The 16,281-nt window shown below is 71.0% G+C and carries 12 protein-coding genes; 5 read left to right on the forward strand and 7 right to left on the reverse strand.

The window, feature by feature from the left end:
• Positions 1-15: 15 nt before the first annotated feature.
• The 3 genes from J8G10_RS17320 to J8G10_RS17330 form a co-directional block, all read right to left on the reverse strand.
• A complete protein-coding gene (locus tag J8G10_RS17320) occupies positions 16-1,017 on the reverse strand; it encodes an amidohydrolase family protein (RefSeq protein WP_233311180.1) in 1,002 nt (333 codons plus the stop codon).
• A 182-nt stretch (positions 1,018-1,199) separates the two neighbouring features.
• Positions 1,200-3,077 carry an FAD-dependent monooxygenase gene (locus J8G10_RS17325; RefSeq protein WP_251447916.1) on the reverse strand — a complete coding sequence of 626 codons (1,878 nt, stop codon included), beginning with the start codon at positions 3,075-3,077 and terminating at the stop codon, positions 1,200-1,202.
• Positions 3,078-3,266: 189 nt separating this feature from the next.
• On the reverse strand, positions 3,267-4,715 hold the full coding sequence (locus J8G10_RS17330; protein ID WP_251447919.1) for an aldehyde dehydrogenase family protein: 1,449 nt from the start codon (positions 4,713-4,715) through the stop codon (positions 3,267-3,269).
• A gap of 362 nt (positions 4,716-5,077) precedes the next feature.
• Here J8G10_RS17330 and J8G10_RS17335 point away from each other — a divergent pair, with 362 nt between their 5' ends.
• On the forward strand, positions 5,078-5,335 hold the full coding sequence (locus J8G10_RS17335) for a hypothetical protein (protein WP_251447922.1): 258 nt from the start codon (positions 5,078-5,080) through the stop codon (positions 5,333-5,335).
• A gap of 273 nt (positions 5,336-5,608) precedes the next feature.
• Here the strand turns inward: J8G10_RS17335 and J8G10_RS17340 are convergent, their stop codons facing one another.
• On the reverse strand, positions 5,609-8,137 hold the full coding sequence (locus J8G10_RS17340; protein WP_251447927.1) for an ATP-dependent Clp protease ATP-binding subunit: 2,529 nt from the start codon (positions 8,135-8,137) through the stop codon (positions 5,609-5,611).
• Positions 8,138-8,380: 243 nt separating this feature from the next.
• On the reverse strand, positions 8,381-8,755 hold the full coding sequence (locus J8G10_RS17345) for a YbjQ family protein (RefSeq protein ID WP_045249434.1): 375 nt from the start codon (positions 8,753-8,755) through the stop codon (positions 8,381-8,383).
• A gap of 126 nt (positions 8,756-8,881) precedes the next feature.
• Between J8G10_RS17345 and J8G10_RS17350 the strand changes: the two genes are divergently transcribed.
• Positions 8,882-10,135: an LCP family protein gene (locus J8G10_RS17350; RefSeq protein WP_251447929.1), complete on the forward strand. Its 1,254-nt coding sequence runs from the start codon at positions 8,882-8,884 to the stop codon at positions 10,133-10,135.
• Positions 10,136-10,150: 15 nt separating this feature from the next.
• Here J8G10_RS17350 and J8G10_RS17355 read toward each other — a convergent pair whose 3' ends face one another.
• Positions 10,151-10,759: a hypothetical protein gene (locus J8G10_RS17355; protein WP_251447932.1), complete on the reverse strand. Its 609-nt coding sequence runs from the start codon at positions 10,757-10,759 to the stop codon at positions 10,151-10,153.
• A gap of 201 nt (positions 10,760-10,960) precedes the next feature.
• Here J8G10_RS17355 and J8G10_RS17360 point away from each other — a divergent pair, with 201 nt between their 5' ends.
• Both J8G10_RS17360 and J8G10_RS17365 read left to right on the forward strand, forming a co-directional pair.
• Positions 10,961-11,236, forward strand: a complete 276-nt coding sequence (locus J8G10_RS17360) for a helix-turn-helix domain-containing protein (RefSeq protein WP_292887479.1) — start codon at positions 10,961-10,963, stop codon at positions 11,234-11,236.
• A gap of 221 nt (positions 11,237-11,457) precedes the next feature.
• A complete protein-coding gene (locus J8G10_RS17365) occupies positions 11,458-12,948 on the forward strand; it encodes a dicarboxylate/amino acid:cation symporter (protein WP_251447936.1) in 1,491 nt (496 codons plus the stop codon).
• Between the two features lie 224 nt (positions 12,949-13,172).
• Here the strand turns inward: J8G10_RS17365 and J8G10_RS17370 are convergent, their stop codons facing one another.
• The gene (locus tag J8G10_RS17370) at positions 13,173-14,912 is read right to left on the reverse strand and encodes a sodium:proton antiporter (RefSeq protein WP_251447938.1); all 1,740 of its coding nucleotides are present in this window, start codon (positions 14,910-14,912) and stop codon (positions 13,173-13,175) included.
• 322 nt (positions 14,913-15,234) lie between these two features.
• Here J8G10_RS17370 and J8G10_RS17375 point away from each other — a divergent pair, with 322 nt between their 5' ends.
• On the forward strand, positions 15,235-16,278 hold the full coding sequence (locus tag J8G10_RS17375) for an LLM class flavin-dependent oxidoreductase (protein WP_251447940.1): 1,044 nt from the start codon (positions 15,235-15,237) through the stop codon (positions 16,276-16,278).
• Positions 16,279-16,281 lie beyond the last annotated feature (3 nt).

Raw genomic sequence — 16,281 nt, forward strand, 5'->3', positions numbered from 1 at the left:
TGCGGGGCGCGGCCGTCAGAGACGGAAGAGGGCGCGCGCGTTGTTCTCGAGCACGTCGGCGCGACGGTCGTCGTCGAGCCACTCGATGTCATCGATGAGCAGGTGGATGTCGTCGAACCAGCGACCGGTCGCGGGATCGATCTGCGATCCGGTGCCGGGCTTCTCGGATCCGAAGAGCACGCGGTCGGTGCCGACCGCCTTGAGGAGCAGCTCGAGGCTCTCCTGCGTGTAGAGGCAGGAGTCGAAGTGGAAGTTGCGCAGCTTGTCGAGGTAGGAGACGCCGGTGCGCACGACCGAGGGCAGGAATCGGCCCATCTGGTACGGGATCGCCCCGCCGCCGTGCGCGACGACGACCTTGAGGTCGGGGAAGTCGGCGAAGACGTTCGCCTGGATCATGCTCCAGACCGAGACCGTCTCCTCCTGGATGAAGTGCAGGCTGTACGGCTCGCGAGAGGGGAACTTGCATCCCGCCGAGTGCAGCAGCATCGGCACGTCGAGCTCGCAGAGCGCCTCGTAGAGCGGGTACCAGTAGCGCTCGCCCATCGCGGGCGGCACCTCGGTGCCCTCGTAGGGGTCGGAGTTGACCATCGCGCCGACGAAGCCGAGCTCGGTGACCGCGCGGCGCAGCTCGGGCAGCCACTGCTCGACGCTCAGATACGGGCTCTGCGGGATCCCCGCGACGCCCCGGAAGCGGCCGGGGAAGAGCTCCGTCGCGCGGTGGATGAGGTTGTTGGTCTCGGCCGTGAACCACTCGACGATCTTCGTCGGGCGCTCGGAGTGCATCGCGTGGAACGGTCGCGGCGAGAGCAGCTGCAGGTCGATCCCCGCGCCGTCGATGTGGTCGAGGTGCGAGATGTTCCCGAAGCTCGGATGCGGCGCGTTGTACGAGGCGATGAGGGCGTCGTCGCTGATGACCGGAGGCTTGCCGCCGTGCGAGCCGCGCGCGGCGAGCAGCGAGGCCTTCCACGCGTAGTACGCGTCCGGGGCGGACATGTGGCCGTGGACATCGATGATCACGGGGGCTCCTTCTGAGTCTTCTGCGGTCCGGAGGGCCGGGGCTTCGTCGCTGTCTCGACGCTATGAGAGGCCGCATCCGGGCGGATCGGCGGGCTGCGGGAAACTCCCCCGGGCGGATCCGACACGGTGTCCGAATCGGATCCGCCCGAGGCGCCGCGGTTCGGGAGCCGCGGCCCGGAAGGTCACTGCACGAGCACGCTCGCGGCGGCGCGGATGCGCTTCAGGAAGGGCTCGGCCGGGTCCTCGGCGGGGACGTCGCCCCCGCGCAGGACGATCGCGAGCGCGTCGTCGAGCACCATCGACGGATCCTCCGGCATGCCCGGCGACCGCCACGCGACCTTGCGGTCGGGACGCACGAGCAGCGCCCCGTCGTCGCCGATCTCCCGCGCGCCGTTCCAGGTGTCGTCGGCGTCGTCGATCGCGACGACGGTGACGGGCAGCGCTCCGCCGAGGAGGTCGACCGCCTCCTGCCACCGGCCGGCGGCGGACGCCGAGGTGAGCAGGGTCAGCCCCACCCGCTCGACGAGATCGTGCGAGGACACGGCGTCGCCGTCCGCGGTGCGGCTCGCCAGCCAGACGTGGGGCAGATGATGCCCCGGTCGCGACGTCGCCTGGAAGTCCGTGGGGTCGGCCGGGTCGCCCGGCACGGGCGTGCCGTCCGGCACCAGTGCGCCCGCCGCGTAGTGGAACCCCGCCTCGACGCCGAGCTGGCTGTAGTCGTGCGCGTTGTGCGCGACCTCGGCCTCGACGCGGGCCCGCATCGCCTCCCCCTCGGGGGTGTCGCTCACGAACACCTCGAGGTTGCGGAAGCCCTCCGCCTCGTCCTCGCTGAAGCCGAGCGCCGCGGCGATCGGGGGATGCCGGTTCGCGTTCTCGAGGGAGTGCGCGGTGTACCAGGCCACGATCGGCCGGCGCTCGGCCTGATAGCTGTCCAGCAGCGCATCGGGGGCCTGACCGTCCAGCACCGCGGCCAGCTTCCAGCACAGGTTCTGCGCGTCCTGGATCCCGCTGTTCAGGCCCAGCCCGCCCGTCGGCGGGTGCTTGTGCGCCGCGTCGCCCGCGAGGAACACGCGGCCGCTGCGGAACCGCTTCGCGACCAGCCCGTTGTAGGTCCAGCGCGTCATCGAGTGCATCGTGATCCCGTGGTCCTCGGCGAGACCGAGCATGCGGCGGATCGAGTCGAAGAGCGCCTGCTCGTCGTCCGGGTCGCCCTCGACCATCCAGCCCGCGACCGACACCAGCCATTCCTCGGAGTCGCGGTCGTAGTGCGTGGGGCCGAGCGCCTGGATCGTGCCGCGCCGCCGCGCCCCGCCCGCCGGGTGCAGGAAGTGGCCGAGCAGCGCGTCCGGCTCCGGCCAGGCCGAGAGGTCGAGGCTCACGTGGTAGTTGACCACCTCGCGCATGTCCCTCGGCCCCTCCAGCTCGACCCCGAGCAGGGCCGCGCTGTCGCGTCCGCCGTCGGCCGCGATCACGTAGCGGGCCCGCACCTCGCGGACCTCGCCCGAGACCACGTCGCGGATCTCGACCGTCGCGGAATCCGCGTCCTGACGGATCCCGATCACCTCCTGCTTCGCGCGGATCCGGCCCGGCGCCGCCGCGACCGCGTGCCGGTGGATGAGGGGATCGAGCCGCAGCTGGGGCATGTTCGCGAACGCCCGCGGGCTCGAGGCCCGGTAGCGCTCGGCGTCGGGTCCGCCGCCCCACGCCGGCACCTCGCCGATCTTGAGCCCGTCGAAGCGCCCCGGCCCGGTCGCGGTCGTGTACCAGACGGCCTTGCGCCAGCGGTCGTGCGTGGGGGTCGCCGCATAGATGTCGTCCGCGACGCCCATGTCGTGGAACGCCTCCATCGTCCGCGGGTTGAGCAGGTGCGCGCGGGGGAAGCGGAACACGAAGTCGCGCCGCTCGACGAGCAGCACGTCGATCCCGCGCTGGGCGAGCAGGATCGCGCAGCTCATGCCGACCGGTCCGCCGCCCATGACGAGGACCTCGACGGCCTCGGGCCATTCGTCCTCGCCGAGCGGCGGCAGGGGGGCGCGGGGGCTCTTCACGGATGCGGTCACGGATTCCTCCTCGAATGCGGAATCCCAGGCTAGGGACGGGCCGGAACGCGACGATACGTGCCGAGAGCGCGAAAGTCGGCGGCCGATTCCGACACGATGTCGGATCCCGTCACGCCTCCGGAACACGACGAAGGAGGACGTGCCGTCCCCCTCGGAGCAGCACGCCCTCTTCCGCCCGCGGGCCGGCTCTCAGCCCGAGATCGTGGGGACGGTCACCCACTGCCAGTAGGTGAACTCGTCCAGGTTCCAGTGGCCGCCGTGCCGGCCGCCGTTGCCGGAGGCGCCGATCCCGCCCATCGGGATGTGCGCGGCGTCGTAGATCGTCTGCCCGTTGACGGCCACCATGCCGGCGCGCAGCCGCGCGGCGAAGCCGAGCGCGCGGGCGACGTCGCGCGTGTGGATCGCCGCCGTGAGGCCGTAGTCGCTCGCGTTGGCCAGCGCCAGGGCCTCCTCCTCGGTGCGGAACCGGGTGACGGGGGCGACGGGGCCGAAGATCTCCGAGCGGAACGCGGCGTTGTCCCGGTCCACGCCGTCCAGCACGGTCGGCGCGTAGAACAGGCCGTCATGCGCGCCGCCGTGCACGACCCGGGCCCCGTCGGCGACCGCCGCCTGGACGATGCCGTGCACGCGCTCGGTCTGCGCCGCGGTGATGAGCGGCCCGAGCGTCGTGCCCGGAGCGAGCGGGTCGCCCGGCACCAGGGCCGCCGCAGCGGCGCGCAGGCGCTCGACGTACTCGTCGGCGATGCTCTCGTGCACGAGATGACGCCCCGTGGCCATGCAGATCTGCCCCTGATGCCGGAAGGATCCGGCGACGCCGGCGGCGACCGCCCGGTCCAGATCCGCATCGGCCATCACGACGAAGGCGTTGTTGCCGCCGAGCTCGAGCACCACGCGCTTGAGCAGGCCGCCGGCGACCTCGCCGACGCGACGACCGGCGGCGGACGAGCCGGTGAAGGAGATCACGGTGGTGTGCGGCGAGCGCACCACGGCCTCGCCGGTCTCGGGGCCTCCGGGCAGCACGTGCAGCACGCCGTCGGGGAGCCCCGCACGGCGGAAGACCTCGGCGATCGCGGCGCCGCCGGAGAACGCCGTCTTCACGTCGGGCTTGAGGAGCACGGCGTTGCCGAGCGCGATCGCGGGGGCGACCGAGCGGATCGCGAGCATGAGCGGAGCGTTCCAGGGCGAGATGACGCCGACGACCCCGACGGGGATCCGGCGGGCCATCCCGATCGTGGCGGGATCCTCGACCGGCAGCAGGTCGCCCTGCGACATCGTGACGAGCCCCGCCGCCGCGACGAGCTCGTCGACGGCCTTGTCCACCTCGTGGGAGGCCTTGCCGGGCAGGGATCCGCTCTCCCGGATGAGGACATGCTCGACCTCCGCGCGGATCTCCCGCAGCGCGGCCGCCGCGCCCAGGAGCACGTCGGCGCGGGTGCGGTACGACGTGCGCCCCCACTCGGCCTGGGCCGCCGCGGCGCTCGCTCCCGCCCGTTCGACGTCGGACTCGTCGGCGATACCCGCGTGCGCCACGACGCCGCCGTCCCCGGGGGACACGATCGGCTGCGCGCCACCGGCGCCCGGACGCCATCCATCCGAGAAGATCAGCCCGTCGATGCCCTCGATGTCCCACCGTGCCATCGCCGTCTCCGTCCTCCTCGTCGAATGCTGCCACGGCGATGGTATTCGACGCCCGGCCCCGCCCTCCCCGTCGCGGAGGAGCAAGGCGCGACGCCCCTCTCCGACACCGTGTCGTGCGGCGCGACGGCGGTGCGAGAGCCGGCGAGCTGCGGGGCGGGCGGCGGATCTGCTATGGTGATGGATTGCGCGCCTGGCCTGCCGACGTCTCTTCGGTGCCGCGCCGCCCGATCCCGAGAGCGATCTCAGGATCCACCCGTCCGGAGTGACATCCGCGAATCGCACCGATGCGTTCTCGCGCGTCCAGACGGGGTCCGACTTTCCCGGCTGCCGCGCGCCGCCGGACAGCACGAAGAAGCAACACCATGAACATCACCTGGAAACAGGCCGATCACGACGTCTACGTCGCGACCACGGACGGCGAGTACGCCGGCTTCGTGGCCGTCGACGGCACGACCCACGTCCTGCACGATCGGCACAGCCGCCGTCTCGGCAGCTACCCGTCCCTCTCCGCCGCGCGCAGCGCGCTGGAGTCCCTCGGCGCACCCGCGTCCGAGACGAAGCACCGCCCGCGTCGTTCCGCACGGAGCCGCCGCCGGCCCTCCACTGCACGGATCCGCTGAGCGGATCCGGAACCGGACAGAGCATCCGGTTCGCCTCCCCGTCGGGTTGCGCCGCCGGGTCGCGCCGCCCGCGCGCGCCGTCGGGTTGCGCCGTCCGCGCGCGCAATTCAGGCCGGCCGGGCCCCGCACGGGCAGAAAACACCGATAGAGCCGCACGAGCCGTGATCCGGCCTGAATTGAGAACGGCGGGCGCGCGCAACACTGCGGCCACACACGAGAAGGGGGACGAGCACCGAGGTGCTCGTCCCCCTTCTTCGTGGGATCCGGATCCGATCAGGCCGCGCCCGCCGCGAGATCCGGCGTGGTCGGGATCGTGCCGGCGGTGTTGACGCCGACTGAGACCTTCTCGCCGCGCGGCCCCGTGGTGAAGACGAAGGTCCCGTCCACGGCGTCCACGTGCACGTGGTCGCCCGGGTTGAGCTCGCCGTGCAGGATCTTCTCGGACAGCTGGTCCTCGACCTCGCGCTGCATCGCACGACGCAGCGGACGGGCGCCGAGCGTCGGGTCGAAGCCGATCTCGATGAGGCGGTCCTTCGCGGCGTCCGTCAGCTCGACCGTCATGTCGCGGTCCAGCAGACGGTCGGACAGACGCTTCGTGAACAGGCCGACGATCTGACGCAGCTCATCCTTGTTCAGCTGCGGGAACACGATGACGTCGTCGAGGCGGTTCAGGAACTCGGGCTTGAAGTTGCGCTTGAGCTCCTCGTCCACCTTGCCCTTCATGCGCTCGTAGGTCGTCTGCGAGTTGCCCTCGATCTGGAAGCCGACGGGACCACCGGCGATCGCCGACGAACCGAGGTTCGTCGTCATGATGATCACGGTGTTCTTGAAGTCGATGACGCGACCCTGGCCGTCGGTGAGGCGGCCCTCTTCGAGGATCTGCAGCAGCGAGTTGAAGATGTCCGGGTGGGCCTTCTCGATCTCGTCGAAGAGCACCACGGAGAACGGCTTGCGGCGCACCTTCTCGGTGAGCTGGCCGCCCTCCTCGAAGCCGACGAACCCGGGAGGGGCTCCGAACAGCCGCGAGACGGTGTGCTTCTCGCCGAACTCCGACATGTCGAGCGAGATCAGCGCGCCCTCGTCGTCGAAGAGGAACTCGGCGAGCGCCTTGGCGAGCTCGGTCTTTCCGACGCCCGTGGGGCCGGCGAAGATGAACGAGCCCGAGGGGCGCTTCGGGTCCTTGAGGCCCGCACGCTGGCGACGGATCGTCTTGGACAGGGCGGCGATCGCCTCCTCCTGGCCGATGACGCGCTGGTGCAGCGCCTTCTCCATGAAGACGAGGCGGCTGGACTCCTCCTCGGTGAGCTTGAACACCGGGATGCCCGTGGCCTGGGCCAGCACCTCGGCGATCAGGCCCTCGTCGACGACCGCGTTGGTCGCGACGTCGCCGGCGCGCCACTGCTTCTCCAGGCGCAGCCGCTCGGCGAGCAGCTCCTTCTCCTGGTCGCGCAGGGAGGCGGCCTTCTCGAAGTCCTGCTCCTCGGAGGCGAGCTCCTTCTCCTCGCGCACCTTCGCGATCTTCTCGTCGAACTCGCGCAGCTCCGGCGGCGACGACAGGATCGACAGGCGCAGGCGGGCGCCGGCCTCGTCGATCAGGTCGATGGCCTTGTCGGGCAGGAACCGGTCGGCGACGTAGCGGTCGGCGAGGTTCGCCGCGGCCACGAGGGCGCCGTCGGTGATCTGCACCTTGTGGTGCGCCTCGTAGCGGTCGCGCAGGCCCTTCAGGATGTTGATCGTGTGCGGGAGGTTGGGCTCCTGCACCTGGATCGGCTGGAAGCGGCGCTCGAGGGCCGCGTCCTTCTCGAAGTGCTTGCGGTATTCGTCGAGCGTCGTCGCGCCGATCGTCTGCAACTCGCCGCGGGCGAGCAGCGGCTTCAGGATGCTCGCGGCGTCGATCGCGCCCTCGGCGGCACCCGCACCCACGAGGGTGTGGATCTCGTCGATGAAGACGATGATGTCGCCGCGGGTGCGGATCTCCTTGGTCACCTTCTTCAGGCGCTCCTCGAAGTCGCCGCGGTAACGGGATCCGGCGATGAGGGATCCGAGGTCGAGCGAGTAGAGCTGCTTGTCCTTCAGCGTCTCCGGGACGTCGCCCTTCACGATCGCCTGGGCGAGGCCCTCGACGACGGCGGTCTTGCCGACGCCGGGCTCGCCGATCAGCACGGGGTTGTTCTTGGAGCGGCGGGAGAGGATCTGCATGACCCGCTCGATCTCCTTCTCGCGCCCGATCACCGGGTCGAGCTTGTTGTCGCGCGCGGCCTGGGTGAGGTTGCGCCCGAACTGGTCGAGCACCTGCGACCCGCCCTGCGCCTGCTGCTGGCTGCTGTCGTGCGCGGCGCCGGAGACGGCGGCGGGCTCGCGCCCCGGGGATCCGGAGAGCATCTGGATGACCTGCTGGCGCACCTTGTTCAGGTCGGCACCGAGCTTGACGAGCACCTGCGCGGCGACGCCCTCGCCCTCGCGGATGAGGCCCAGGAGGATGTGCTCGGTGCCGATGTAGTTGTGGCCCAGCTGCAGCGCCTCGCGCAGGCTCAGCTCGAGCACCTTCTTCGCGCGCGGCGTGAAGGGGATGTGGCCGGTCGGCTGCTGCTGCCCCTGGCCGATGATGTCCTGCACCTGCTCGCGCACGGACTCGAGGGAGATGCCGAGCGACTCCAGCGCCTTGGCCGCGGCTCCCTCGCCCTCGTGGATGAGGCCGAGGAGGATGTGCTCGGTGCCGATGTAGTTGTGGTTGAGCATCTTCGCCTCTTCCTGGGCGAGGACGACGACACGACGGGCTCGGTCTGTGAATCTCTCGAACATGTCACTCCTTGTTCGTTGCCCGGAGAGGGCGATGGCACACTCCGTGCCGGATACATCGAGAGTAACGACCGGGCGAGGGCCGTATGCCGATGTTCGCCGTCGGCTGACGTCCACGCGGGGTCGTTGAGCGAGCGCGGCGAAGTCCCGGGTTCGTGCCAAGAACGCAGGACGGTTGCAACTATGAAGGAGAATCCCGCCGGATCCATCCTTCAAAGTTGCAACGCTCCTCTGAATTGGCCCTCGTCAGGCCACGGGCGGGGCCGGCGGCGCGGCGGGCTGCGCCGGGGCCGGCGCGGCACCGGCGATCGGCTCGATCAGCACCGCGGTGCCGTAGGCGCACATCTCGCTGAAGCTGCCGAGCGAGCCGGAGTCGAAGCGCATCGCGATCACGGCGTTGGCCCCGCGCTGCACCGCCTCGGCCCACATCCGGTTCATCACCTCGTAGCGGCTCTCGTACATGAGCTTCGTGAACTCGGGGATCTCGCCGCCGCCGAGGGCGCGGAAGCCGGCCGTGAACCCCTGCCCGAAGTTCGTGGATCGCACGGTGAGGCCCATCACCTCGCCGAGCACCTGGGTCACGCGGTAGCCGGGCACGTCGTTCGTCGTCACCATGAACATGCGCTCATCGTGACACGCCGCACGGACCCCGCGCATCCCCCTCTCCCGGAATCCGCACAGGTGGCCGACGGAGGATCGTCGAGGCCCTGCGAGGGGCTTCGCCCCCGACAGGAACGGATCCGGACGATGATGACAAGCCCCCAGCACGCCGCCCGGCGCCGCATGTACCGACGCCGACGCTGGATCGTGGGGATCATCGCGGTGATCGTCCTGGCGCTCATCGCGGCCGCGGCGTTCGTCGTCATCACCTACGCCGATGCGAACAACGGGATCCGCCGCTCGTCGATCGCCGGCCTGACCGGCCCCAAGCAGAACACCGGCGAGTCGAACATCCTGATCATGGGACTGGACAGCCGCGTGGACGAGAACGGCAATCCGTTCCCCCAGGCGATCTACGACCAGATCCATGCGGAGGACGCCTCGGTCGGCGGGTACAACACGAACGTGCTCATGCTGATCCACATCCCGGCTAACGGCGGCAAGGCCGTGGGGATCTCCATCCCCCGCGACGACTACGTGGACTTCCCCGACTCCCCCGGCGGCGTGGACAAGGGCAAGATCAAGGAGGCCTACGGCGACGCCATGAACGCCTCGCTGCAGAACCTCGCGGACAAGGGGGTCTCCGAGGCCGACGCCTACCAGCAGTCGCGCACGGCGGCACGGCAGAGCACGATCAAGACGGTCTCGGCGTTCCTCGGCGGAGTGCGGATCGACCACTTCGTCGAGGTGACGATGGCGGCGTTCTACGAGGTGGCCGAGGCCGTGCAGCCGATCACGGTGTGTCTGAACCACGCCACCGCCGACACGTTCTCGGGAGCCGACTTCCCGGCCGGCGTGCAGGAGCTCAACGCCGCGCAGTCGATGGCCTTCGTGCGCCAGCGCCGCGACACCACCTCGAGCGACTTCGACATGACGGATCTGGATCGCACCCGCCGCCAGCAGGCGTTCATGGTGTCGCTGGCGGTCAAGCTCAAGCAGGCGTCGACCTTCACCGACTTCGGCAAGCTGCAGAAGCTCATCGACGTCGCCAAGAAGGACGTGGCGATGGACGACCAGCTGGATCTGCTGTCGTTCGCCCAGCAGGCGCAGAGCCTCGCCGGCGGCAACATCTCCTTCGTCACGCTCCCGATCGACCACTTCGACACGGTCGACGGCCAGGACGTGAACATCGTCGACCTCGATGCGATCCGCGCCCAGGTGCACGACCTGCTGAACCCGCCGACGCCGACGGCGGCGCCGTCCCCCTCGCCGTCGTCGTCATCGTCGTCCGGATCCGACGCGGGCTCCTCCGGCACTCCGGGATCGACGGGCGCGCCGCACCCGGTCTACACCGACTCGTCGTCGCCGCTGCAGTCGGGCAACGTGCCCTGCGTGAACTGAGTCCGCGACCGACGGCTACTGGACGTAGGGCACCGTCAGCACGGCGTCGGTGAATCCCGGGGCCGAGAACCGGATGGTGATCACACCGTCCCAGTACGCGGTCCCGTCGTGCGGGGTCTCCGCGCCGTACATGAAGCCGTTCGCGGTGGATCCGTCGTAGCTCGAGACGACCGGCGTCTGCGTGCTCCCGGCGCCGATCACGGTCTCGAAGACGAAGGTGCTGTGGAGCTGGTCGTCGGCGGCACCGGTCGTCGTCGTCCATCCGACGATCCCGGCATCGCCGCCGACGATGTTGCCCTTGTAGAGATAGAGCCCCTGGGCCGCGGAGTTGGATCCGGTCCCCTGCCAGGTGATCGTCGCCGACACGGTCGTCGACGCCGAGGCGGGAGCCGGCAGCCGCAGCGCGCCGCTCAGGCGGAACTCCGAGCTCCACTGGGGCCCCGTGAAGGTGAGGACGACGCCCGAGGCGTCGAGGGCGCCGCCGCTCGCCGCGCTGAGCGGGGCCGCGACGGCCGCGGCGATGACGGGGGCGCCCCAGGCCGCCGCCCGCAGAACGGAGCGACGCGGGAGCGCACGGGCAGACGGGAGCGCACGGGAAGAGGGGCGTGCCGGGCTGTCGGTCATCGGAGTCCTTCGCGTCGACGGCGGCTGCGGCCGTCGGGTTCCGGCGCACCCAGCATCCTAGCGATATCTCGGTATGCCCCCGCGCCCGCAGCCCATTCTCGACTCGGATCCCCGTCGGATCCGGGCCGGATCCGAAATGGGTACTTATGCCCGGGCGTATTAACCCTGGCACAAGTCGCGGACAGTCCCGACGCTGGAAGGGTGCCCCGAATCCCGTCCGCCGCTGCCGCCCACATCGGGGCCCGGATCCGCCTGGCACGGGAATCCTCGACGATGACGCAGGACCAGCTCGCGGCCTTCAGCGACATCGACTCGTCGAACGTGCGCGCCTACGAGGCCGGACGCGCGCTGCCGAACGTGCAGACCCTGGTGCGCATCGCCGAGACGCTGAAGACCCCGGCGGGCTACTTCCTCGAGGACGTCACGGTCGAGATGTTCCCGACCTCGACGACGGACCGGCGCCGCCGGGCGAGCTGACCCCGCGGCACGAGCGTCACGGATGCCGCCCGCGGCAGGGACACGGGTCCACGCGCCCGTCGCGGGCGACTTCGCCCCGCCCGTCATCCTTCGTCACACCCGCGCCCGGAATACCAGCGGATGCATAGCGTTGACACATCAGGCGCATCATCGCGCCGCCCCGACGCCCCCAGCGTCGACGCCCTTCCGGCGCGCCCGGCACGCCTTCCCCAGGAGTCTCCATGAGCACCACCGCATCCAGCCCCCGGTCCGAAGGGACCGCCCGGCGCCCCAAGGCGCCCGACACCCGCGGTCCCGTCCGCAAGCTGCTGACGTCGTTCGGCTTCCAGATCATCGCCGCGCTCGTGCTCGGCGTGGCGGTGGGCCTGCTCGGCCGTCAGCTCGGCGCCACGCACGACAACCACACGGTGCTGTCCGACACGCTCGACAAGATCGGCGGCTCCTACGTGACGCTGCTGCGCGCGGCCGTGGTGCCCCTCATCTTCACGGCGATCGTCGCGAGCATCTCGAACCTGCGCCGGGTGCAGAACGCCGCCCGCCTGGCCGGGCAGACCATCCTCTGGTTCGCGATCACCGCCTTCATCGCCGTCTCCATCGGCATCGTGCTCGGCATCACCATCCAGCCGGGCGCGCACGCCGGCACCGACCTCGTGAAGGGCACCGTGCCCACGCAGGGCACCTGGTGGAACTTCCTGCTGGGCCTGATCCCGCAGAACTTCCTCGGCCTCGCGGTCAGCACGAACCCGGGTGAGGCCGAGGGCACGTTCGTCTCCTCGGTGAACTTCAACATCCTCCAGGTGATCGTGGTCGCCGCCGTCGTCGGCATCGCCGCGCTCAAGGCCGGCCGCAAGGCCGAGCCGTTCCTCGTGTTCACCGAGTCGCTGCTCAAGGTCATCCAGCGCGTGCTCTGGTGGATCATCCGCATCGCCCCGATCGGCACCTTCGGCCTCATCGGATCCGCCGTCATCAACTACGGCTGGGACAAGCTCACCTCGCTCGCCTGGTTCGCCGGCGCGATCTACCTGGGCCTCGCGCTCGTGCTGTTCGTCGTCTACCCGATCCTGGTGAAGACGCACGGCCTGTCCATCAAGCAGTACTTCACGGGCGTGTGGCCGGCGGTGCAGCTCGGCTTCGTGAGCCGCTCCTCGATCGGCACCCTGCCCCTCACCGAGCGCGTCACCGAGCGCAACCTCGGCGTGCCCCGCGGCTACGCCTCGTTCGCCGTGCCGCTCGGCGCCACCACCAAGATGGACGGCTGCGCCGCGATCTACCCGGCCATCGCCGCGATCTTCGTCGCCCAGTTCTTCGGCATCCAGCTCAACCTGATGCAGTACATCCTGATCGTGATCGTCTCGGTGGTCGGATCCGCCGCGACCGCCGGCACCACCGGCGCGATCGTGATGCTGACCCTCACCCTGTCGACCCTGGGTCTGCCGCTCGAGGGCGTCGGCCTCCTGCTCGCGATCGACCCGATCCTCGACATGGGCCGCACCGCGGTCAACGTCGCAGGGCAGGCCCTCGTGCCGACGATCGTCGCGAAGCGCGAGGGGATCCTCGACCTCGACCTCTACAACGCGCCGCGCAACGGGCTGCCGTTCGCCGAGGACATCGAGGACGAGGACGCACACGCCGCGGACGACGCCGCCGGCGCGACGGACGACGCCGCGACGTCGACCGGATCCGCCGATGCGGAGGCCGTCGCGGCCCGCTGATCCCGGTTCACCGCTCGAGGCCCTCGGATCCCGTCTCGGGATCCGAGGGCCTCGTCGCTTCAGCGCGGGCGACGAGATCCCTCCGCCCGTCCGGCGACCCGAAGCGGGTCCGGCGGGCGCTCCTGGGCCTTCCCGTCGCAGAAGATGTCGTCATCTCCCGCCCGGAACGACGTTCTTCGCGACGGGAGCGGATCCCCTGCCAGCTCTCACGCGCCCCGCACGGGTCAGCGCTCCGCGGGACCCGTCGCCATCCGGGTGTCCAGCGCAAGCTCCTCCGCGTCCATCGCGTGGATCAGCTCGCGCATGACCTCCTCGTTCAGCGTGCCCGCGTCGCGCTCGGAGATGAGCACGTCACGGCGCACCTGCAACCACCCCTTCGACAGGCCGACGAGCTCGTCCCGGCTCGGCCGCGGCATGCTGTCCTCATCGCGCTGCCCCTGCGCGGTGTCGCGCTCGACGCGGGTGAACCGCTGCGCGAACCGGTCGAACCAGCCCAGCGATGCCGCCCCGTGGGTCCGCTCCCACGCCGTGCGCTTCTCGTCGAGGAAGACCTTGCCCGCGTCGCGGGTGCGCGCCCGCACCTGGGCCAGCTGGCGCCGGTCCTCCTCCTCCTCGTCCGACACATCGGCGACGCCCAGGCCCTTGATCAGCAGCGGCAGCGTCAGCCCCTGCAGCAGCAGCGTGCCCACGGTCACCAGGAACGCGACGACGACGATCGCATGCGCCGCCTCCGTCTCGAGCCCGGCGAGGTCGGCTGCGGCGAGCGCCGTGGCGAGCGTCACCACTCCGCGCATTCCGGCCCAGGAGATCACCGCGTTGTCGCGCCAGCTCAGCTGCGACTCCCGGAAGCGCTCGCGCAGCTCCTCCTCGCTCGGGCGTCGGGCGCTCCGGCCCCGGCGCCGCTGCTTCTCCGCCACGGCATCGGACCGCTTCTGGAACTCGCCGGATGCGAGGGCCCTCTCGAACTGCCGCAACTTCAGTCGCGACCAGAACTCGCCCCAGGCCGAGGCCGGGTACACGAACAGCGGCCGCACCAGCAGCACCACGACGAAGACCCCGGCGGAGAGCCACAGCACGCCCCCGACCTGCGTCGCGCCGAGCTCGGCGAGGACGGGCGGCAGTTGCAACCCGATGTAGCCGAACACGAACGACTCCAGCAGGAAGTCCGCCGACAGCCAGATCGGCGCCTCCTGCATCCGGGTCGCGTAGCTCGTGCGGGGTGCGTTGTAGCCGACGACGAGCCCCATCGCGACGACCGCGAGCACACCGGATCCCTGGAGGTGCTCGGTGATCGCGTAGACGCCGAACGGCGCGAGCAGTCCGAACGTGCCGATCACGACCGGATCCGAGATCCGCATGCGCAACTGATGCATGGCGAGTCCGGCGACCACCCCGATCACGACCCCGACGACGACCGCGACGGCGAACTGGCCGATGCCCCCGCCCAGGGCCACCGTCGCGCCCGCCACGATCGCGGCGAACACGCGGTACAGCGTGAGCGAGGTCGCGTCGTTGATGAGGCTCTCGCCGCTGAGCACCGTCATCACGCGGCGCGGCAGCCCGAGCCGGCGACCGATCGCGGCGGCGGAGACGGCGTCGGGCGGGGCGACGATCGCACCGAGGAGCAGGGCCCCGGGCAGGGTGAGCGAGGGCATGATCAGCCACGCGACGAGCCCGACCGCGGCCGTCGTCACGACGACCAGGCCGATGCCGAGCCGACGGATCTGGGGCAGGCTGCGGCGGAAGCTCACGAACGACACGTCCAACGACGCCGAGTACAGCAGCGGCGGCAGCACCAGGGTCAGCAGCACATGCCCGTCGATGCGGAGGTTCGGCACGGCCGGGATGAACGACACGGCGAGCGCCACCACCGTGACCAGCAGGGGCGCGGGCCAGCCCCGCCAGCGGGCGACCGCCGCGACGATGACGGATCCGACCAGCACGTAGAAGATCTCGGCGTCCATGCGGTCAGGCTACCGGGGCGCCGCTTTCGCGCCTCTGTCGCGGCGCTGTCGCGTGCCGTCGGGCACCGCTCACGACCCTTCCGGGGGCCGTCGTCTCCTGCGCGCTCGCACAATTCAGGCCGGCGCCGCTCGATAGCCGGCGTTTCCGCCCGTCCGGGCTCACTCCGCCAGCTGCAGCCTGAGTTATGCGCCGGGCACGGGGCGCCCCCTCCCGACGCCCCCACCCCGGAAGGCCCGAACCGACCCGCGACCCTGTCCCTCGACGCTCGCCTCCGGTCGCAGGCCCGGAATGCACCGGACCTCCGTCGCGTTGCCCTCAGGGATGTCTTCTCTCGCGCTCTCCGTCCTCGACCTCGTCCCCGTCCGCACCGGGCAGTCCAGTGCCCAGGCGGTGTCGGCGTCGCTCGCCCTCGCCGCCCGCGCCGACGACCTCGGCTACCGCCGGTACTGGTTCGCCGAGCACCACAACATGCCCGCGGTCGCCTCGACCGCGCCGCCGGTGCTCATCGCAGCGGCCGCGGCCCGCACGTCGCGGATCCGGGTCGGATCCGGCGGGGTGATGCTGCCGAACCACGCGCCGCTCATCGTCGCCGAGCAGTTCGCCGCCCTCGAGGCGATCGCCCCGGGCCGGGTCGACCTGGGCATCGGCCGCGCCCCCGGGAGCGACCCCGTGATCACCCAGCTCCTGCGGGCGTCCGGCACCGCCGGCGACGTGGAGCGGTTCCCCGACCACGTGCAGGACATCGCCCTCATGCTGCAGCCCGACGGCGCGACCGTGCAGTTCACGTCCGGCGGCGAGTACGCGGTGCGGTCGACGCCCGCCGCGACCGGCGCTCCCGAGGTGTGGCTGCTCGGATCCAGCGATTACTCCGCGCAGCTTGCGGCGTCGCTCGGCCTGCCGTACGTGTTCGCGAACCACTTCTCCGGCCAGGGCCTCGACCGCGCCCTCGCCCTGTACCGCGAGGGCTTCCGCCCCACCGAGGCGCACCCCGAGCCGCGCACCTTCCTCACCGCGAACGTCGTCGCGGCGCCCACCGCCGAGGAGGCCGCGGAGCGCGCGATCCCCCAGCTGCGGATGATGGCGCGCCTGCGCCTGAACCGTCCGCTCACCGCTCTGGAGACCGTGGAGCAGGCCACGGCCGCGCTCGCCGCCGCGCCGGATCCGCAGGAGGAGCAGATCCACGCCGCCGCGCTCGCGAACTGGTTCGTCGGCGACGGCGCGACCGTTCGCGCCGACCTCGAGGCCTTCGCGGCGCAGCACGGCGTCGACGAGATCATGGTCTCCCCCGTCGCCGGCTCCTTCGCCGCCGAGGATCCCGACCGCACGCCGGGTCGTACGCAGACACTGGAGCTGCTCGCGGGCTGAGCC

It is taken from the genome of Microbacterium sp. USTB-Y (assembly GCF_023703415.1).
GTDB lineage: Bacteria > Actinomycetota > Actinomycetes > Actinomycetales > Microbacteriaceae > Microbacterium.